15 protein-coding genes are annotated in these 20,523 nt (G+C 61.2%); 11 read left to right on the plus strand and 4 right to left on the minus strand.

The window, feature by feature from the left end; all coding sequences use genetic code 11:
- Positions 1-95: 95 nt before the first annotated feature.
- The gene (locus AB8C10_RS02095) at positions 96-2,270 is read right to left on the minus strand and encodes an AMP-binding protein (RefSeq protein ID WP_368866682.1); all 2,175 of its coding nucleotides are present in this window, start codon (positions 2,268-2,270) and stop codon (positions 96-98) included.
- Positions 2,271-2,419: 149 nt separating this feature from the next.
- Complete coding sequence (locus AB8C10_RS02100) at positions 2,420-3,286, minus strand: alpha/beta hydrolase (protein WP_368866683.1); 867 nt, start codon at positions 3,284-3,286, stop codon at positions 2,420-2,422.
- A gap of 225 nt (positions 3,287-3,511) precedes the next feature.
- On the opposite strand from AB8C10_RS02100, the gene AB8C10_RS02105 reads away from it, so the two are divergent.
- Positions 3,512-4,261 carry a lysophospholipid acyltransferase family protein gene (locus AB8C10_RS02105; RefSeq protein ID WP_368866684.1) on the plus strand — a complete coding sequence of 250 codons (750 nt, stop codon included), beginning with the start codon at positions 3,512-3,514 and terminating at the stop codon, positions 4,259-4,261.
- A gap of 321 nt (positions 4,262-4,582) precedes the next feature.
- A complete protein-coding gene (locus AB8C10_RS02110; RefSeq protein ID WP_294602652.1) occupies positions 4,583-5,947 on the plus strand; it encodes a class II 3-deoxy-7-phosphoheptulonate synthase in 1,365 nt (454 codons plus the stop codon).
- 134 nt (positions 5,948-6,081) lie between these two features.
- On the opposite strand, the gene AB8C10_RS02115 is transcribed toward AB8C10_RS02110, so the two are convergent.
- On the minus strand, positions 6,082-7,794 hold the full coding sequence (locus tag AB8C10_RS02115) for a serine/threonine protein kinase (protein WP_368866685.1): 1,713 nt from the start codon (positions 7,792-7,794) through the stop codon (positions 6,082-6,084).
- 247 nt (positions 7,795-8,041) lie between these two features.
- Here AB8C10_RS02115 and AB8C10_RS02120 point away from each other — a divergent pair, with 247 nt between their 5' ends.
- A complete protein-coding gene (locus tag AB8C10_RS02120) occupies positions 8,042-8,410 on the plus strand; it encodes an Rv2175c family DNA-binding protein (RefSeq protein WP_368866686.1) in 369 nt (122 codons plus the stop codon).
- A 118-nt stretch (positions 8,411-8,528) separates the two neighbouring features.
- Here AB8C10_RS02120 and AB8C10_RS02125 read toward each other — a convergent pair whose 3' ends face one another.
- A complete protein-coding gene (locus AB8C10_RS02125; RefSeq protein WP_368866687.1) occupies positions 8,529-9,761 on the minus strand; it encodes a polyprenyl synthetase family protein in 1,233 nt (410 codons plus the stop codon).
- A gap of 185 nt (positions 9,762-9,946) precedes the next feature.
- On the opposite strand from AB8C10_RS02125, the gene dinB reads away from it, so the two are divergent.
- The 8 genes from dinB to AB8C10_RS02165 all read left to right on the plus strand — a co-directional run bounded on the left by dinB (position 9,947) and on the right by AB8C10_RS02165 (position 20,523).
- Positions 9,947-11,338, plus strand: coding sequence for a DNA polymerase IV (gene dinB / locus AB8C10_RS02130; protein WP_368866688.1), 1,392 nt, complete (start codon positions 9,947-9,949; stop codon positions 11,336-11,338).
- A gap of 172 nt (positions 11,339-11,510) precedes the next feature.
- On the plus strand, positions 11,511-11,912 hold the full coding sequence (locus AB8C10_RS02135) for a DUF3040 domain-containing protein (protein WP_005506566.1): 402 nt from the start codon (positions 11,511-11,513) through the stop codon (positions 11,910-11,912).
- A gap of 545 nt (positions 11,913-12,457) precedes the next feature.
- Positions 12,458-12,889, plus strand: a complete 432-nt coding sequence (gene mraZ, locus AB8C10_RS02140; protein WP_368866689.1) for a division/cell wall cluster transcriptional repressor MraZ — start codon at positions 12,458-12,460, stop codon at positions 12,887-12,889.
- A 105-nt stretch (positions 12,890-12,994) separates the two neighbouring features.
- Complete coding sequence (rsmH, locus tag AB8C10_RS02145) at positions 12,995-14,059, plus strand: 16S rRNA (cytosine(1402)-N(4))-methyltransferase RsmH (RefSeq protein WP_070600421.1); 1,065 nt, start codon at positions 12,995-12,997, stop codon at positions 14,057-14,059.
- A gap of 20 nt (positions 14,060-14,079) precedes the next feature.
- Positions 14,080-15,069, plus strand: a complete 990-nt coding sequence (locus AB8C10_RS02150) for an amino acid ABC transporter ATPase (protein WP_368866690.1) — start codon at positions 14,080-14,082, stop codon at positions 15,067-15,069.
- A gap of 62 nt (positions 15,070-15,131) precedes the next feature.
- Positions 15,132-16,997: a peptidoglycan D,D-transpeptidase FtsI family protein gene (locus tag AB8C10_RS02155; protein ID WP_070543344.1), complete on the plus strand. Its 1,866-nt coding sequence runs from the start codon at positions 15,132-15,134 to the stop codon at positions 16,995-16,997.
- 168 nt (positions 16,998-17,165) lie between these two features.
- Positions 17,166-18,911: a Mur ligase family protein gene (locus AB8C10_RS02160; protein ID WP_368866691.1), complete on the plus strand. Its 1,746-nt coding sequence runs from the start codon at positions 17,166-17,168 to the stop codon at positions 18,909-18,911.
- Entirely contained in the window at positions 18,904-20,523 is a 1,620-nt protein-coding gene (locus AB8C10_RS02165; protein WP_368866692.1) for a UDP-N-acetylmuramoyl-tripeptide--D-alanyl-D-alanine ligase, read from the plus strand. Before AB8C10_RS02160 ends, AB8C10_RS02165 begins: the two co-directional genes overlap by 8 nt.

Genomic DNA, 20,523 nt, shown 5'->3' on the forward strand with positions numbered 1-20,523 from the left:
CATCTAGCGAACAAACAGAGAGGAGGGGGTCGTACCTAAGCGGTACGACCTCCTCCTCTCGTGTATGGCCTCTCGTTAATGGTGGCCAGAGCCGGTTATGCCTTGTCGGTGTCAGACTTCTGAGGGCTCTGCTCTGTAGCAGCCTTCTTCTCAGCCTGTGCGGGCTTCTCGGCGGGAGCCGCTGCGGAAGAAACCTCAGCGGAGGAGTCCTCAGCCTTTTCTTCCTCGGCCTTCTCTTCATGAGGCTTCTGCATCATTTCGGCGGTTTGCTCACGCAGCTCCTCAAACTTCTCAGCCGCCTGCTCACGCAGCTCGGCAAGACGCTCTGCCTGGTGGTCAGCATACTCGTGCAGACGCTCGGCCGCCTGCTCACGCAGCTCAGCGAACTTCTCAGACTGCTCCGCAGCGTACTCCTGCAAGCGAGCCAAAGAATCCGAGGTGCTATCGGAAACCTTGCCGTACATCTCATCCACGTAGGAGGAGAAGTCCTGCAGAATCTTCGCGCGGCGCAACTTCTGCGAAGGAGTCAGGTAGCCATCTTCCTCGGTCAGGTCACGGTTCATGATGCGGAACTCGCGAATACCCTCGGCGCGGGAAACCAGCTGGTTCGCCTCATCCACGAGCTTCTGAATTGCGGCACGAACCGCCGGGTGAACGGCAGCCTCCGGAATGGAGAGCGAACGCGGCAGACCCAGGTGCTCGAGCTGCTCGGGCAGGGTATCCGGATCCAGGGTCACGAGGGCCGCGATGAAGGGCTTCTCATCCCCCACCAGCATGGCCTGGGAGACCAGGGGAGAGGTGCGCAGATGGTTCTCCGCAATGCCCGGAATGACGTTCTTGCCGCCGGCGGTGACGATGATTTCCTTCTTGCGTCCCACAATCTTCAGGTAGCCGCGCTCATCGAAATGAGCCAGGTCACCGGTACGGAACCAGCCGTCCTCAGTGAACGCCTGAGCGTCCTCTTCGGGGTTCTTGTAGTAGCTGCTAATCACGCCCACGCCACGAACCAGAAGCTCGCCGTCCTCAGCAATATAGCCTTCGGAACCGGGGATGAGCGGGCCAATCATGCCAATCTGGTACGGGTTGATGCGGCCAGCCGCAATCGGGGCGCAGGTCTCGGTCAGGCCGTAACCCTCAACCACCTGCACACCCACCGCGTGGAAGAAGTGCGCCAGGCGCTCGCCGAGGGGACCGCCGCCGGAGACCGCGTAACGTAGCTCGCCGCCCAGAGCCGCACGCAGCTTCGAGTAGACCAGCTTGTCGTACAGAGCGTACTGCGCCGCCAGCTTCAGCGGGACACGGCCCTCAACCTTCGCCTGTGACCAGCGCACCGCAATATCGGTGGAACGCTCAAAGAGCGACTTATTGAACTTGCCACCCTTAGCCGCCTTCGCCATGGCACCCTCGTACACCTTCTCGAAGACTCGGGGGACCACCAGCAGCATGGTCGGCTTGAAGCTATCAAGATCGGCCGCGAGGTTCTTAATGTTCGGGGAGTGGCCGATAACCACACCGGCGTCCAGGGCCAGCACCTGAATCAGGCGTGCCAGAACGTGCGCCAACGGCAAGAAGAGGATCGACGAGTTGCGGGGGTTCGCAATCTCGCTTTCCACGAAGCGCGTGTTGGCGCTCAGGTTCAGGAAATTGCCGTGGGTGAGCGGGCAACCCTTGGGGCGGCCGGTCGTGCCGGAGGTGTACACAATGGTCGCGATGTCATCGCAGGTGGCGCGGGTGCGTGCCTGCTCAAGCTGTTCGTCGCTGACCTCGGAAGCACGGGCGCTCAGCTCATCCAGGTCGCCGTTCTCGATGACCCAGCGGTGCTTCAGCTGCATGGGCTCTTCGGTGGACGCGGAAAGCTCCTCGGCCTCGGCAATGCGTGCCAGAAGCTTCTCATCCTCAACGAAGATGGCGGTAGCCTCCGAATGGGCGAGCGCCCACGCCGCCTGTGCGGGTGCGTTGGTCTCGTACACAGGCACAGAGATGGCGCCCGCGTACCAAATCGCGAAGTCAATGACGGTCCACTCGAAGCGGGTGCGGCTCATAATGCCCACACGGTCACCCGGGCGGATACCCGCGGCAATCATGCCCTTCGCCAGGTCGGTCACCATCTGGTGGAACTGCTGGGCACGAACCGGCTGCCAGTTACCCGGAGACATCTGACGGCGGTACAGCAATGGGTTAGAGCTATCGGCTCGGTGGCGCTCAACAATGCTCGTCAGATTCAGCGAGGGGTCGACGAGAACCTCAGCGGGAGCGGAGAAGACTTTCATAATGCGCCTTTCGAATCAGGGCGTAAGCTCGGGCGGTCCGGTGCCGCGGGCTGTCCTCGATTTCTCGAGGTGCCGTGATGGCTTTCTGAGTGTTCTGCGCACCGCGGCGGGTGATGCATGCGCCGGCTGGTGCGTGGAACCTTCAGAATTTAGTGGTTTAGGGAAGTGACAAAAGCTTGAACGGTGGAGAGAAGATACTCGGCGTCGTAGTCGAGCGTTGCCACATGGTAGCTGCGGGTCAGCCACCTAAATTCTACAGGAACTGAACAATGTTCGAGAAAATATTTATGGGAGCTATCCGACACAGTATGATCGCCCAATGAACGCGCATACAGAACCGGCGACTTCAACTGCGGAATCAACGCACGCGTCTCAGCACCCAAAAGATGCAGCTGATGCACCGCCGCCGTCGGAACGATAGAATACGCGCCCTCGCTCACACCAGGAACCGCAATATCGGAGCCAATCGCCTTGAGCATCGGCAGAACCTTAGAGACCTTGCCCGCATGGCGCATCATCGGGTTCACATCCACCATGTAGGGGTTAATCAGCACCGTACCCGCCACCGGCAGACGCGCTGACAGGTGAGTTGCCACCGTGCCACCCATCGACATGCCAATGACCACCACACGCAGACCCTGATCGGTCAGGCGGCGGTACCCCTGCTCGGCAGAATCCAGCCACTGCTGGTACGTGCTATCACGCAAATCCTGCCAGCGAGTGCCGTGACCGGTCAGCAACGGCATCTCTACCGCATAACCAAGCTTCATGAAACGCTGAGCCAACGGGCGCATGCTGTGCGGCGAACCCGTAAAACCGTGCACCAGCAAAATACCCACAGAATGCTGCGCCGAATCAGGGGTAAAAGAAACGGGGGAGTGATCGAACGTCTCCTGCTCCTCCCCGAGGTGACGCGCCAGGGAGTCCTTAACATTTTGGGTCGCAAGAAGCCTGCGCTCGCGAGCCTTGCGGCGCATCCGCTTGAGCGGCTCCAACGAGTTATCAAAAATGCTCATGGTCCTCCTTCGCCAACCTGCGCGAATATGAACGCAGGTGCAGGCTCTATAGCGTACCCCGGTGGGGCGCCGCAGATACAGCACCGATGCCGGTATATCGCCTCCAGCGCACCCGATACACCGGTGCGCAGAAAAATCGTTCTCTTTTCTTTAATTATCGCGCGTTCCCTTGCGCCTCTCCAGACACGCTAGAATTGAGCCGGGAACATTCAGAGAGGAGACCCCATGCCTAACACCGCCCTCTATTCAACGCTCAAGATTCTTGGCTCCCCCCTGCTGCAGGGACTGTACCACCATGACGTGGTGGGCCTTGAGAATCTGCCCGAGGGTCCCTACATTGTCGCCAGCAACCACCTGGCGTTCTGCGACTCCATTTTTATTCCTCTCGCCATGCCTCGCACCGTGAACTTCCTCGCCAAGAGCGACTACTTCACCACCCCCGGCGTGAAGGGCCGTGCCATGGCGGCGTTCTTCCGCGGCGTCGGTCAGCTGCCCATGGACCGCTCCGGTGGCCAGAAGAGCCAGGAATCCCTCAACGCTGGCGCGCAGGTCCTCAAGGACGGCGGCGTTATTGGCATCTACCCCGAGGGTACCCGCAGCCCCGACGGACGCGGCTACCGCCCCAAGGTCGGTGTCGCCCGCCTCGCCCTGGAAACCGGCGCGCCCGTGGTACCCGTTGGCCAGATCGGCACCGACCTGATTCAGCCCTCCGGCTCTAACCGTATCCGCCTGCGCCACGACGGTAAGCCCATTCAGGTGCGCACCATCATCGGCAAGCCTCTCACCTTCGAGGAGTACACCGACGGCTCAGATCTGAGCCACCGCGTTCAGCGTGAAATCGCCGACCGTATCGGCTCCGAAATTCGCGCCCTGAGCGGTCAGGAATACGTGGACGTGTACGCCGACCGCGTCAAGAAGCTCATGGCTGATAAGAACATGAGCGCTGACGAAGCTGTCGCGCACCTGCAGCACTAAACCTGCAGCACTAAACATTGAGACAGCACCCCAAACGGGTGCGCACATACGCCAGAGGGCGGGATGCGGTAGACGCCGCATCCCGCCCTTTCGTATGCCCTTCTGCAACGGCGCTCATCAACCCGCTTATCGCCGATACCGGGTGGCGCCATCTAAACATATGAGATGTACCTGACTGCGGGGTTAGGTGTTGAAGCAAGCAAGAGTACAATTAGTCTATTCATCCCTGAGAACCACGTGCACGCACGCCGAACACGGCGCATCGGGCACCGAACCAGGGTCGAATCAGAAAACGCACAAGACCATCCCGATGGAGTGAAGATGAGCAACCAAAACCTCAGCACCTCGCAGGCCCCCGACCACGGCCTGGACACCTGGCGCGAGCTGCACATTGACCAGCAGCCCACCTGGAGCGAGCACGAAGATTTTGAAAGCACCATCGCCGAACTGAACTCGGTACCGCCGCTCGTCTTCGCCGGTGAGGTCGATGCCATGCGTCAGGCACTTGGCGAGGTTGCTGAAGGCCGCGCATTCCTCCTGCAGGGCGGCGACTGCGCAGAAACCTTCGCGGGCGCAACCGCCGACAAGATTTCCGGCCGCGTCAAGACCATCCTGCAGATGTCCGCAGTGCTCACCTACGGTGCGTCCATGCCCGTGGTGAAGATGGGCCGCATGGCGGGCCAGTTCTCCAAGCCGCGTTCGGCAGACATGGAAACCCGCGGCGATGTCACCCTGCCCTCCTTCCGCGGTGAGACCGTCAACGGCTTCGACTTCACCCCCGAAGCACGCGTACACGACCCCAAGCGCATGCTGCGCGGCTACCACACCAGCGCCTCCACCCTGAACCTGGTGCGCGCATTCACCAAGGGCGGCTTCGCAGACCTGCGCGCCGTGCACCAGTGGAACCGCGGCTTCACCTCCAACCCCGCGCACGAGCGTTACGAGAAGACCGCTAACGAAATCGGTCGCGCCCTCAAGTTCATGGAAGCCTGCGGCGTGAACTTCGAAGCTCTCAAGACTACCGACTTGTACGTCGGCCACGAGGCACTGGTTCTGGACTACGAGCGTGCTCTGACCCGCATCGACTCCCGTACTCAGCTGCCCTACGACACCTCCGCACACTTCCTGTGGATTGGCGAGCGCACCCGCGGTGTCGACGATGCACACGTGGACTTCCTCTCCAAGGTCCGCAACCCCATCGGCGTGAAGCTGGGCCCGACCACCACCGCAGAGGACGCACTCGCACTGATCGACAAGCTCGACCCGAACCGCGAGCCCGGCCGCCTGACCTTCATCACCCGCATGGGCGCGAAGAACATTCGCGAGAAGCTGCCCTCGATCGTTGAGGGCGTGCAGGCTGAAGGCGCGAAGGTTGTTTGGGTAACCGACCCGATGCACGGCAACACCATCTCCGTGCCCTCCGGCTACAAGACCCGCCGCTTCGACGACGTGCTCGACGAGGTTCGCGGCTTCTTCGAGGTGCACGAGGCTCTGGGTTCGTTCCCCGGCGGTATCCACGTGGAAATGACCGGCGACGACGTGACCGAGTGCCTGGGTGGCTCCGACGCCATCGACGAGGCAGCACTGGCTGACCGCTACGAGTCCCTGTGCGACCCGCGCCTGAACCACTCGCAGTCCCTGGAAATCGCGTTCCTGGTCTCCGAGTACCTCAAGAACCGCGCATAAAACGCTCACGCTTTTCACCGCGATAGTTGGCGGAGAGTAGCAGACGCGACAATGCCCGGGTCTTCACTCACACTGAGTGAAGACCCGGGCAATTGCTTTTAACCTGCGCGCGGTATGTAGCGCGAAGACAAAGTTTAGAAGGTCAGGAACGCCTCAATATTGCGCCACCACTGCGACTGCACGAGCGAGGTCGCAAGCCACCAGCCGGTGAAGCTCGACCCCATACCCAGCAGAATGAGCGCCAGAGCCCAGCCGCCCACCGCCATACCAGAGGGCGGAGTCCTAAACTGCTTAGCGGGCAGGCGAGGATCCTTCTGCGAAGACTGCTCGGATTCCTGTGAAGAAACGGTCTCCTCATCCGGTGAAGCCTCAGCGGCGCTCGCCGACCCCTTAGACTTCGGGCGGCGCGCACCCGAGGGGTTCAAGGAACGCTCCGCGTGAATCGGGGCGTACTCGCCGTTAGCCGAGATGAACTCCTGCTCCGTCTGCGGACCAATGCCGACGGACTGAGTCAGCGGGCCCTTCGCCGCGGAGGCACGGCGGCCCATAAACGACCCTATGCCGCGCTTACCGGACTTGCCCTTTGCACCATCGTGCTCCTGGTCACCGTCAGATTCGACACCGTCAGATTCGTCATCATCGGAGGCGGAACTCACCAGAGGCGGAATGCCCTGGCGGTTCAGCACGGAGTCCTCAGCATCCACGTCGGCAAGGTGCACGCCCTGACCCGCCGTCGAGGCATCGTACACGAGGCTGTCGGGGGAGTAGACATCGTAGGCGAGCAGATCGCGGGCATCGCTAAAAGCACTAATCGGGGTGTTACGCACCATCTGCGCGGCACCGCTACGCTCCGCAATATCGGCAACAGCCTCCCATAGAGGAAGCTCCGGCTCCGGGCACGAGGGGGCACGCCAAGCACGCTCAGACTCACCCAACGACTCAGAAATCTCCAGCAGGGCCGTAAACAGCTCGGTCGCATCCTCCGGGCGGGCGTGAGGCTGCTTGCGGGTACACCACGAAATCAGCCCCGCAATATCGCGGTCCGCACCCGGCGCGACATCGGTCAGCGCGGGCATCTCAATGTTGGCGTTGTGATAGAGCACTTGCTGGTCATTCTCCAGACCCACAAAGGGCAGACGACCTGAAAGCATGCGGTACATCATCACGCCGAGCGCAAAAATATCAGCCTGCGCGCCGACCTTCACCTTCGGATCCAGAACCTCCGGCGCCACGTAGGCGGGGGTGCCCATGGGGGCGCCCGCATCCACCTGATCGTCACGGCGGGAAAGACCAAAGTCCGTGAGCTTCACCTGGCCGTTAGCGTCGAGAAGAATATTGCCCGGCTTGATATCGCCGTGCAGGTAGCGGTTCGCGTGAACCTCGGAGAGCGCCTCCACCACCGGAATGAGGATGTCCAGCGCCTCACCCAGCGAAAGCGCGTTACGCACACGCAACAGCTGGCTCAGGGTACAACCGTGCACGTACTCGAGCACGATATACATGACCATCTGACCCGAAAAATACTCGGTACCCGAAGAAATCACGCCCACCGTATGCCCGCCGCCGCCCACCTGGCGCATCGAACGCTCTTCACGGTGGAACTTCTGGCGGTTTGCCGCATCCTCAGCGAGGGCGGGGGAGAGGACCTTGAGCGCGACCGGGTTATTCGACCACAGGTCCAGCGCGTAATACACCTCGCTCATGCCGCCGCGGCCAATGAGCGAACCCACCTGGTAGTGCCCCTCAATAATGGCGCCACTGAGCCACTGCGAAGAACCAATAGCGGTATCCGGGGCAGCGGGACGAGTGGCGGGAGGAACAGAAGTATTAGAAGAACGGGGGGTCACGGGAGAAATCCGGCGTGGGCTGGGAGTATTCATACGTCTCAACATTTTAGCCCGCCCACCTGGGCAGACGCGATGCCAAAGAGCACCGAGCAGGTGAACACTCAGCGAACTCTTAAGAAGCGCTGCGGTTCCGACCCCAACGCATGAACAGCGGGCAGCACGCAAGAACGAAAGAATCCGGGAGGGGCGCCGAACTTGCGGCGGGTCAAAAGTGGTAAATACGTGCCAGCTCTGGCACTCTTAAAAGGTGACTAACGAAAATATTGTTCAGACCTTCGCCCTCGTTGGCGATTGGGTAACTATCCCCGAAATTGCGCAGGCCCTCGACCTGAAGGTGACCCGCGTTCACAACCTGATTTCTGACGGTACGCTCATCGCTCTGCGCGACCCGGAAACCAACGTGCGCAAGGTTCCCGCGCTGTTCCTGAACGGCTCGCGCGTGCTCGAATCCCTCAAGGGCACCCTCGTGGTCCTGAAGGATTCCGGCTTCAGCGATGAAGAAGCCATCGTGTGGCTGTACACCAACGACGAATCCCTGCCCGGCCGCCCGATCGACGCACTGATCGACGGTCGCAAGACTGAGATTCGTCGCCGCGCGCAGGCACTGGCTTGGTAATACCGGCTTGGTAATACTAGCCCGGTAATACCGGCTCGGTACTATAACTCAAGAGTTGAGGCGGCATACTTCGGTATGCCGCCTCAACTTATTTAACGTTTATAACTGTGCTGAACCTCTAGGCCTTGCGCCGCAGTGCACGACCTACAATATCGGTCAGAGCCGCATGCACCAGCTCGTCCAGGTTCATCGCCTCCAGCGTCTCAAACACCGCCTGAGACTTCTGCTCAATCAGCTGCTCGTGCTTGGCGAAAGCACCCGAAGAAATCATCAACTCACGGATGCGCTCCACCTGCTCATCGCTCAGGTCAGGGTTGCCCAGGCTATCGTGCAGGAGCGCTGCCTCGCCCTCAGAAATAGCGGCGGAGGTGAGCGCCACCAGCACGGTACGCTTACCCTCGCGCAGGTCATCGCCGGCAGGCTTGCCGGTCACCTCGGGCTGACCGAACACACCCAGCTCGTCATCGCGCAGCTGGAATCCCTCACCGAGCGGCAGGCCGAAGGCACGGTAGCTAGCCAGCACCGGGTGCTGCTCGCTCACTGCACCGGTGCTGTTCTCCAGTGCGGCAGCTTGCAAAGCCAGAGCGCCACCAATCGTGAAGGGGTGCTCGCAGGAGTACTTGGCGGACTTGAAGCGAATCACGTTTAGGGCACGCTGCAGAGCCGCCTGGGCGTCCTCGGTTTCGAGAACCTCGGAGTAGACGTCCAGGTACTGACCCGCCAGAACCTCGGTGCGCATCCGGTCAAAAATGGTGCGCGCCGGAGCGCCATAGATTGCGCCCTCACCCAGGGACGCGAAAACCTCGGCAGACCACGCCAGGGTCAGATCGCCGGCAAGAATACCGCCGGTCAGACCGTAGTTGAAAGCATCACCGCGCCAACCATTCTGCTCGTGCGCCGCCTCGAAACGCTTGTGCACGGAGGGAGCGCCGCGGCGGGTATCGGAGCGGTCGATAATGTCGTCGTGAATCAGTGCGGAGGTCTGGAACAGCTCCACCGCCATGCCGGCCTTCACAATAGACCAGGATGCGCGGTTCTCGGTTACGGGTGCGCCGCCGGCACCTCGCCAACCCCAGTAGCTCAACAGGGCACGCAGGCGCTTGCCGCCGGTGGAGAGGGACTCAATAGCCTCCAGCAGGGGTAGAGTCTCAGATGAAATGCCCTCGAGCAGCTCACGCTGGCGGGTAAAAAACTCAGCCATGAGAGTGTCAAAAGCGTGCAGGTAGGCTCGCTGCTCTTCAGCAATACGCTCAGCGAGGTGCGCAGAAGTCGCCGGGATATTCGGTGCCGCTACGGTGAGGCTCTCGGTCGCCTGGGGAGTGGGTGCTCCGGAAGGAGAAGGGGGAGTCATACTATCCTCGCTGATGGTCGCTATGTACGGTCCTGATGCCGTGCGGTGTGCACTTCTTCTAGCTTAGTGGAGAAAAGCCCAAGAGAACGCATTTGCGAACACGTTTACGATATATTGCCCCTATTGTTCGTAGAAATGTGCTATATTTTCGGTAGGCGGGCGTAGAAGCTATGAGAGGAGGCGACATGGGGCAGACGCGAACCGGCAAGAACAGCGGCGCAAGGAGGGGCCGCGTCATTATGCACCTGGACATGGACGCCTTCTTCGTCAACGTCGAACTCCTCGAAAACCCCGCTCTGCGCGGTGAGCCCATTATCGTGGCGCCCCTGGGTCCCCGCTCGGTCGTATGCTCCGCCTCTTACGAGGCGCGCGCCCACGGAGTGCGCTCCGGCATGCCGCTCAGTGGCGCCCGGAACCTCAGCCCCAACGCCACCGTCCTGCCGCTGCGCGGCGACTACCGCCACTACTCCCGCGCCGTCATGGCAATCCTTCACGACCTGAGCCCCTACGTTGAGCAGGTCAGCGTGGATGAAGCCTTCGTAGACCTCACCGGCGCCTACCTGCACGGCCAAGACCCCGTCGCCCTGGCGCAGCGCGCTCGCGACCGCATCGCGCAGGAGCTCTCCCTGCCCTCCTCCGCGGGGGTGGCACCCAATAAACTACTCGCCAAAATGGCGTCCACCGGTAGTAAACCGAATGGGCTGTGGGTCATTCCACCCGAACGCGTTCAAGAATTTCTTGACCCGAGAAAAGTCTCCGACCTGTGGGGAGTGGGCGCCAAAAGTACCGAGCAGCTCTCCCGATACGGTATTCACACCATCGCCCAGATGAGGTCCATGAGCCTGGATTGGCTCAAAGAACGCTTCGGCACCGCCCAGGGTGAGCACCTCTGGGCCATGGCACGCGGCATTGACGAACGCCCCGTGATCACCGAGCGCGAAGAGAAAAGCATGGGTGGCGAGCACACCTTCGAGACGGATACGACCGATGCCCAGGAGGTGAGCGCTGCTATTCGGGAGCTGAGTCTCAAGCTGGGAAAGCGCCTGCGATCCGCGGGGAAACTCGCCGGAGGGCTCACCCTCAAAATCCGCTACAGCACCTTCGAAACGCACACCCGCGCTATCCCACTAAACGTGCCCGTGGACTCCGGCATACAGATCGCCTCCCTGGCGTTGGAAGCCCTGCGAGCAGATGAAATTCTGGTGGGTCAGGAGGCGCCACGCGCCCTGCGACTCATCGGAGTGCGCGCTGAAAAGCTCGCCCGCGCAGAAGACGGGGTACAACAAACTCTCTTCGACTCCATCGAGAGCGGGGCAAACTCACGGTCCGCACAAACTGCCTCCTCGCAAAACGCCTCCGCACAACGAGGCGGCGGGGGAGCGGGCAATAGCCCGGAGAACGGTGCCCGCTCGAGACCTGGTGCCCGCCTCGTGAAGAGCGGCAGATGGTCCGAGGTTGAGCACGTCATGGACGCGATTCACCGCAAATACTCGCAGGAAAGCCTCAAACCCGCTTCCGGAGTTACCGCACCCGAGAAGAGCATTGATGAAAAGAGCATTGACGAAAAGAGGTCATAAAGAGCTTCTGCCCGAAAAAAGCATGCGCCAACCCCACTCCGCGCGGTACGATGGGAAGCATACGACCGGAAATATACGACGGGAAGAGGCGCGCCCAGCGCCAGCTGATGCACTAGCTAACCCGGCTGATACCGACGTCATCTTGAGTAGCGACACCTCAAAGGAGAAAACGATGGCACTGTCCGAGCGTGAACAGAAGGTTCTGGACCAGCTCGAAGAACTCATGAGCAATGAGGACCCGCACTTTGCCTCCTCCATGTCTTCGACCGGTAACACCGCGCCGGTTTTCAGCGCTCGCCACCTGGCTCTCGGTATTCTCTTCGTCCTCATTGGCCTGGGCATCATTATTGGTGCGGTCGCGTCCAATATGATTTGGCTGGGTGTATTCGGCTTCCTCTTCGCGGCAGGTGGCGTGTACTTCGCAACCACCAGCAAGAAGACCCCCGTGGATTCCTTCCTGGGTGGTAAGGCAGAGGGTGCAGCGCGTGTGCGTCAGCGTGAGCAGAAGGAGCGTTCCTCCTTCATGAACCGTCTGGAGGACCGCTGGGACGAGCGCAATAACGGTCAGTTCTAATACTGCTTTGTTGCAATAGTTTTCTCGCGGCTGAGCATCCGTGCTCTCTAGGGTCTTAAGACTTCAACAAGACTTCACAAGCGGAAGGTAAGAATTCTCTTGCCTTCCGCTTTTTCTATGCCCGAACTAGTGATAGACGGGTGCTTTAGAGGTTGGTGGACTGAGCTGCTGATTGCCGCGATCGACCTCGCCATTGAGTCTGTAGCCATTGAGTCTGTAGTTGAGCCAGTGCGTGGCAAGCATGATGAGGGTACAGCGCTGAGCGCCTGCACGCTCGAAGCTGTGCAGAAGCTGTGCGCCAGCGTTAAAAATGCAGAAGAGAGCATAAAAACACTAAAAGATACTCTGCCGGGTGGGGTAGGTGGTGGAAAGTGGGGTAAAGTGGAGAGGAAAGCTGAAAGTCAGTCCTATCGCCGTGCCCTCAAGCAAACGACGAAGGTGCGGGGCTCGGCACATCCGCCCCCACCCGCACCTCCAAGGACCGTGGAGCAACCCCGCTCCCGCAGACTTTCAGTACAACGGCACACATCGGGGAGGTGAAGTGAATGTTCTTAGGTACCTACTCACCACGAATGGATGCCAAAGGACGCATCATCCTTCCCGCAAAATTCCGTGAGGAACTCTCTGCAGGCCTCGTTCTGACCCGCGGTCAAGAACGATGCCTGTACGTTTTCCCCGCCGCAGAATTTGAACGCATCCACGAGCGGATGCGCACCGCGCCCCTGCCCGGACGAGCCGCCCGAGACTTCCTGCGAGTCTTCCTCTCAGGAGCCTCAGACGAACTGCCTGACAAGCAGGGACGCATCACCATCCCGCCGATACTGCGCGAATACGCAGGGCTGAGCGACAACCTCGTCGTCATCGGATCCGGAACCCGCGCAGAAATCTGGGATGCAGCCGCTTGGGAGGAATACCTTGCCCGCACCGAAGCTGAATTCGCTGCCCTCGACGAGGACCCGTTCAGCCCGCTGCTCTAGTCGGCATCCCCGCCGGCGTGACGGCTACCGCCCGGCTTCTCTCTATCACCACCGCACTACTCTTCCGTAAGCCACCCCGCAGGACAAACTCTCACAGGAGCACCCATGAGCGTAGACCACGCCCCCGAAACCGGTACGACCGCATCCGGCTCTGCCGCTAAGGTGACCGGCGCATCCATTGAGAACCTCTCCCAGCGTGAAGCCAGCGAACGTCACGTGCCCGTGATGCTGGACCGCTGCATTAACCTGCTGGCACCCGGTATTGAACGCGCCGTTGAGGAGCGCGGCACCGCCTACGTTATTGACGGTACCCTCGGCATGGGCGGTCACTCCGAGGCGCTGCTTGAACGCTTCGAAAACCTTGTACTCATCGGCATTGACCGCGACCTGCAGGCGCACGCCATCGCCGGTGAGCGTCTGGCACGCTTCGGTGACCGCTTCGTACCCGTCCACGCCGTCTACGACGAAATTGACCGCGCCATGGAAACCGCCGGCGTGCAGGGAATTGATGGCATCCTGATGGACCTGGGCGTCTCCTCCATGCAGCTGGACGAACGCACCCGCGGCTTCGCCTACTCCTACGATGCGCCCCTAGACATGCGCATGAACTCCGAAGACGAGCTCACCGCCCGCATCGTCGTCAACGAATACAGCGAAGACCAGCTGCGCCGCATTATCCGCAACTGGGGCGAAGAGAAGTTCGCGTCGCGTATTGCCCGCGCCATCTGCACCGCCCGCGCCAACGCACCCCTGGAAACTACCGGTGAGCTCGTGCGCATTATCCAGAAGGCTGTGCCAGTCGCCGCGCAGCGTACCGGCGGCCACCCCGCCAAGCGTACCTTCCAGGCGTTGCGTATCGAAGTGAACCACGAACTGGAAGCCCTCGAACGCGCCGTACCGGCAGCCCTGGAGGCGCTCAACCTCGGCGGCCGATTCGTCGCCATGAGCTACCACAGCCTCGAAGACAAAATCGTCAAGAGGGCACTGACCGCAGAGGCAACCTCCAAGGCACCCAAGGGCTTCCCGGTAGAGCTTGAAGAGCACAAGCCCACCGTCAAAATCATTACCCGCGGCGCCGAACCGCCTACCGACGAGGAAATCGAACAGAACTCTCGCGCCGCCAGTGCCAAGCTGCGCGCCGCCGAGAAGATCCGCATCCCCGCCAAGTAGAAGACAGAAAGCGAAGAAGAGTGAGCACCCAGCACGCATCCCCGCGCCCCACCCGCACCCAGGGCGCCCCGCGGAGTCGACGCGCCGGTTCCTCGCGCCCTGCCGCCGGTACCCCCGGCGCCGTTGGCTCTACCCGTGCATCCTCTACTGGCGCATCGACCGGGGCGAGCCGCGCCTCCACCCGAGCTCACTCCGGTCGTACCCGCACCGCGCGTCTGGAGCCGGTCACCGCAACCCAGCCGGTGGTTCGTCCCGCCAGCACCGCGGCTTCACACGGTGGTAAGCGCACCTCGACGAATGCGAGCCGCGTGCCCTCGAGCGTTCGTGCGGCAGCCCGTACCGAGGAGACCCGCGAGGAGAAGCCGAAGTCGCGTCACCCACTGTCGACGGTGCGTCGTCGAGCCCGTAAGCTCAGCCCGCCGACCATGCTCGCTGTTTTTGCGGCAATCCCGCTGACCCTGGTCTTTATTCTGCTGCTCAATGTGCTGATTGTGACCCGCCAGTACGACATGGTGGATTTGCGCGCGCAAGAACAGCGCCTCGTGCAGGAGAACCAGGCGCTGCAGCAGGAGATTGGTTTCAAGGAAGCCCCGCAGGATTTGGCGATACGCGCCAGTACCCTGGGCATGTTTGTGAGCTCTTCGCAGGCGACCCTGAACCTGCAGACTTCCACGATTGAGGGCACCCCCGCCCCGGCTGCAAGCCCCACCGGTATTGAAGGATCCAAGCAGGAGAACCTGATTTCGCCGCCGGCAGCGGGTTCGGAAGAAAGCTACGCCAAGGGCATTGTGGATGCTGACAAGTCTGTTCAGCAGCGACACAGCCAGGCGAGCGCTACGGCAAAGGCATCTGCAAGCGCCTCGGCAAGCCCCGCGCAGCAGGCTAACCCCGCTCAGCAGGCCAACCCCGCACCGGCGAATAGCGCCCCTGCTAGCCCGGCTGCTTCCGCCGCACCGAGCGCCGCTCAGCAGCCCGCAGCTAGCCCCGCGGCAAGCCAGCCCGCACGATAAACAACACTGACCACAGGATGCGTAGCATCACCGATAGACTAGACCAGCGAAAGGACCACCGCATGAGCTCCGACGCGCGTAAGAACGCGAACGAATCGGCATCCGGTCAGCCGGACCTGACCCGCCGTGGCTTTGTCGCCGGCGCCGCTGCCACCTGTGCTCTGGGCGTCATTGGTGCGAATCTGTTTATCCGCCAGGGCTTTGATCCCGGTGCGGTGGCGAATGCGTCCCGTCAGAAGCGTTTGCGCTCCCAGGTGCTGCCTGCTGTGCGCGGCCAGATTCTGGATATCAACGGCAATGTCATGGCGCGTACTGTGCAGCGCTATAACCTGACCGCTGATCAGAGTGCCGTGGCGACCTTCAAGCGTTACAACGAGGACCGCACCCAGAAGATTGAGGTCACCCCCAACCAGCTGGTGTACGAGATGGTCGATATTCTCAAGACCGTTGACCCGGGCATTACCGACGAGTTCATCAAGTCCAAGCTGGACGGCACCTCAAAGTACTCGGTGATCAAAGCAAATATCACCCCGGAAATTTTCAATAAGATTGATGCCCTGGGTGCGCCCTTCATCTACGGTGAGGCGTTCTCTCAGCGCCTGTACCCCAACGGTAGTGTGGGCGGTTCCGTGGTCGGTAAGTACAACATTGTTGAAGAGGCAGACGGCAACGGTACGGGCGGTACGGTGTCCCGTAACTACTCCGTGGGCATTGAGCGTGTCTTTGAGAAGGAGCTTGCCGGTACCCCCGGTGAGCGCACCTACGAGATTAGCGCTGATGGCGTGCGTATCCCCGTAGCGAAGGAAGAGCAGCGCCTGGCGGTGGACGGTAAGAATATTCGCCTAACCATTAACCGTGATGTGCAGTATTTTGCGCAGCAGGTGGTGCGTGCCCGCGCCGAGGAGCTGAAAGCTGAATGGTGTACCGCCATTGTTATGGATGTGCGTGACGGCTCCATTTTGGCTCTTGCTGATTCCTCCACGATGGACCCGGGCGCGGCAACCATTGAGGACGCGGCGGACATGACCCCGCGCGCTATTTCGCAGAGCGTGGAGCCCGGTTCGACCGAGAAGATGCTAACTGCTTCGGCGCTGATTGAGCAGGGCCTGACCACCCCGACGAGCGTGTATGACGTGCCCGCGACCCTCACGATTGACGGCCAGACTTTCAAGGATGCGTTTGAGCACGGGGCGCAGCGGCGTACTTTCTCGGGCATTATTCATGACTCGATGAACACCGGTACGGTGCTGGTCGGTCAGAAGCTCAGCAAGGAAGAGCGCTACAACTGGTTGAAGAAGTACGGCGTCGGCGAGTTTACCGGCATTGAGCTGACCGGTGAGGAGCAGGGTATAATCGCTGATTGGCGTGATTGGGATGGCCGTCAGCAGTACACTGTGCTGTTCGGTCAGGGTGTTGCGCAGACTCCTTTGCAGACCGCCATGATTTTCCAGGCGCTGGGCAATAAGGGCGTTCGTCTGAAGCCGCGCATTGTGGACGCGATCATTGACGCCGACGGTACCGAACATAAGCGTGCCGTAGAGCCTGGCGAACGCATGGTCAGCGAGGAGACTGCCGCTTCCTGCCTGACTCTCATGGAGAATGTGGTGGAGCAAGGCCACGCCCGTCCGGCGAAGGTGACCGGCTACCGCGTGGGCGGTAAGACCGGTACTGCGGAAACTCCGAGTGAGAAGGGCGGCTACGACGGCAACACGACGTCCTTTATTGGTGTGGCGCCGATTGAGAACCCGCAGTTCTTGGTGGCGGTGACCATGCAGCGTCCTGAGGGTAGCGTGGGTGCGAACGGTACGACGGCTGAGTTCTCCAAGATTATGGAGAAGACCCTGCACACCTATAATGTGCCGCGTTCTACCGGTGAACCGGAGTTGATTCCGCTTTTTGCTGAGGATAGCCCCAATAAGACGAGCTAAAGGTGAGCGGGGGAGAGGCGCCCGGTAGCTGATTCGTGATGAAGAAGCCCCGGTACTGAACACCTGTCGAACCCTAAAGCCCGTAGAATATTGAATGACCCTGTGTGCCTTGAGCGCATTGACCATACAGAGCTCACCGCTTCGGACAGCGGAGAGGAAAGAAGGACGATGGATACCGCATCTCACGCACCCGGCCAGAACCTGCTGGGCGGCGACGCTCAGACTCTGCGCCCGAATGCTGTGCGCCCGGTGAGTTTGGCGCACCTTCGCGAACATCTGCAGGGATTGGGTGCTCAGGTGAGTGCCCAGCCGGCTAGTGGCGTTCAGGGTTCTGAATCCGGTGATTCTGTTGAGGTCACAGGTATCAGCATGGACTCCCGAGGTGTTCGCCCGCAGGACCTGTACGTGGCTCTGCCCGGTGCGAAGGTGCACGGTGCGCAGTTTGCTGATGCTGCGTTGAAGCTGGGTGCTTCCGCTATTTTGACGGATGCTGCCGGTGCGCAACTGCTGGGTGAGGCGCCGGTGCCTGTCCTGGTGACTGAGAACCTGCGCGAGTACGTTGGTCCGTTGGCTGCGCTGATTTATGGTTCGGCGTCGTTCCCCGCTACCCACCGTTACGCGGTGACCGGTACGAATGGTAAGACCACTTCCACGTACATGCTGGAGTCGGTGTTCCGCACCGGCCTGGGTGTGAAGACCGGTCTGATTGGCACGATTCAGATTCTGGTTGATGGCGTGTCTGTTCCTTCGAAGATGACCACCCCGGAATCTCCCCACGTGCATTCGCTGCTGACGATCATGGGCCAGCAGCAGGTGCGTTGCGCGGCGATGGAGGTGTCCTCGCACGCGATTGATTACCACCGTGTGGACGGCGTGAAGTATGCGGTTGCTGGCTTCACGAACCTGACCCAGGATCACCTGGATCTGCACGGCACCATGGAGCACTACTTCGACTCGAAGGCTCAGCTGTTCACCCCCGAACGCGCAGAGCTTGCGGTGATTACTGCTGATGATGAGTGGGGCGAGAAGATGTTCGCCGCCGCTTGCGAGCAGATGGGTGCTGAGCAGGTTCACCGTCTGGTGACTGCCCGCGGTGCCGGTCTGGATGAGGTGCCCGCAGAGTTCGGTCCCCGCGACTGGGCTGTGGTGAAGGTCCAGCGTGAGGGCCTGGGCCACCGCTTCCACGTGGCGAATGGCGCCGGTGAGAGCGTTGAATGCTACACCGGTCTGCCCGCTGACTTTAACGTTTCGAATGCTGCGCTGGCGGCTCTCATGGCGTACCTGGACACTGACTCCGCTGAGCGTGAGCGTCTGCTGCCCGAGCTGGCGTCCGGTTCGGCTCTGACTCCGGTGGTTCCGGGCCGTATGCAGCTGATTTCTTTGGCTCCGCACGCGATTGTGGACTTTGCGCACAACCCGGACGGCCTGACCCGCGCCCTGGAAGCGATGGATCGCCCCGGCGACGGTAAGGTCATGATTGTGTTTGGTGCGACCGGTGAGCGTGACCAGCTGAAGCGCCCGATTATGGGTGCGATTGCTGCGCAGAATGCCGACATTGTCATCGTGACTGATGACGACCCGCACGGTGAGGACCCGGCTCCGATTCGTGCCGCCGTTGAGGAGGGCGCGCAGAAGGCTGAGAACCGCCGTGCCACCCAGATTCTGAATATTTCTCCGCGTGCGGCTGCTATTGATGCGGCGATTGCCCTGGCGGGCGAGCACGACGCCATCCTGATTGCTGGCCGCGGTCACGAGACCGAGCAGGATGTTGCCGGCGTGGACATCGCCCTGGACGACCGCGTTGAAACCGCCCGTGCCCTGCGTGCGCACGGTTTCGAGATTCTGCCTGACTACCAGCGCATGCTCGATGAAAGTGACTCTAAGACCGCTGAAGGTATGGTGAAGAATGATTAAGCTCAGCGCCGCCCAGATTATTGAGGCAACCGGCGGCACCGCTATCGGCCTGGAGGGCCGTGAGGAGCAGGTGTACGCAGACTTCGCCACCACCGACTCCCGTGAGGTGCAGACCGGTACCCTGTTCGTGGCGAAGCCCGGCGCGGTCACTGACGGCCACAGGTTCATCCCCATGGCGTTTGAGAGGGGCGCGACCCTGGCGCTGGTCGAGCGTGAAGTACTCGACGAGCAGGGCGTGCCCTATCCGAGCATCCAAGTGCCCGATGTGGTGCTGGCGATGGGCGATTTGGCACGCTATTCCATTGAGCAGATGCGCGCTCAGGGTGAGCTGACCGTTATCGGTATTACCGGTTCAGCCGGTAAGACCACCACCAAGGACCTTCTTGCCGCCATTTTCACCCCGGAGGGCCCGACCGTTGCCCCGGTTGGCTCCTACAACAGTGAAGTGGGCGTGCCCCTGACCGTTTTCCGTGCGGATGAGTCTACCCGCTACCTGGTCATTGAGATGGGTGCCGACCACGTGGGCAACATCGAGTACCTGGCGAATATTGCGCATCCCGATCACGGTGCAATCTTGAAGGTTGGTACCGCGCATGCTGGCGAGTTCGGCGGCGTGGATAATATTGAGCGCACCAAGGGCGAGCTGGCTGAGGGTGTTCAGCCGACCGGTTCCCTGGCGCTGAACGCTGACGATGAGCGCGTGCTGCGCATGGCGTCGCGTTCGGTTGCCCCCATTACTTACTTCGGCGTGGGTGAGAAGACCGGCGCGAACGGCCAGCCCTACGAACGCTACGTGGCGGCGCTGAACCTGCGCACCACCGACGCAGGCTGCCCCGAGTTCACTCTGCGCCTGCCCGACGGTAGCGAGTACGAGATTTCCTCGCAGCTGATTGGTGAGCACCACGTGCACAACCTGCTGGCTGCGGCGACTGTCGCCTACAACAGCGGTATTTCCGGTGAGAAGATTGCGCGCGCGCTCAATAAGGCAGCGGCAGCTTCGAAGTGGCGTATGGCGCGCACCGACCGCGCTGATGGCGTGACCGTCATTAACGACGCCTACAACGCGAACCCCGAGTCGATGGCGGCTGCACTGCGCACTCTGGCGCAGCTGGGCCGCACCGTTGACCCTGCGACTGGTCAGCCGCACCGCACCTGGGCTGTTCTGGGCGCCATGCTGGAGCTCGGTGACGCCTCCGTGGAGGAGCACGACCGCATCGGACGCCTCGTGGTGCGCATGAACATTTCCAAGCTGATTGCTGTGGGCGACGAGACGAAGCCCATCTACAATGCGGCTCACCTGGAAGGCTCCTGGGGTAACGAGGCGACCTGGGTGAAGACCCCGGAAGAGGCAGAGCAGATTCTGCGCGCCGAGGTTCGCCCCGGTGACATTGTGCTTTTCAAGTCCTCGAACGGCGCGAAGCTGGGCATTCTGGGTGACCAGGTTGCTTTCGCCGAGTACACCTTCGGTGCTGAGGAAGAGCAGGCACCGACCTGGCTTTCTGCCGGTGACTTTGTTGAAACCACCGATTTGAGCGACCACCTTGCCGCTCACCTGGACGGCACCGCTAACGGCGACCGTACTTCGACCGAACAGACCACGAACGAAGGGTAG

The organism is Rothia mucilaginosa, from assembly GCF_964210535.1.
Lineage (GTDB): Bacteria > Actinomycetota > Actinomycetes > Actinomycetales > Micrococcaceae > Rothia > Rothia mucilaginosa_F.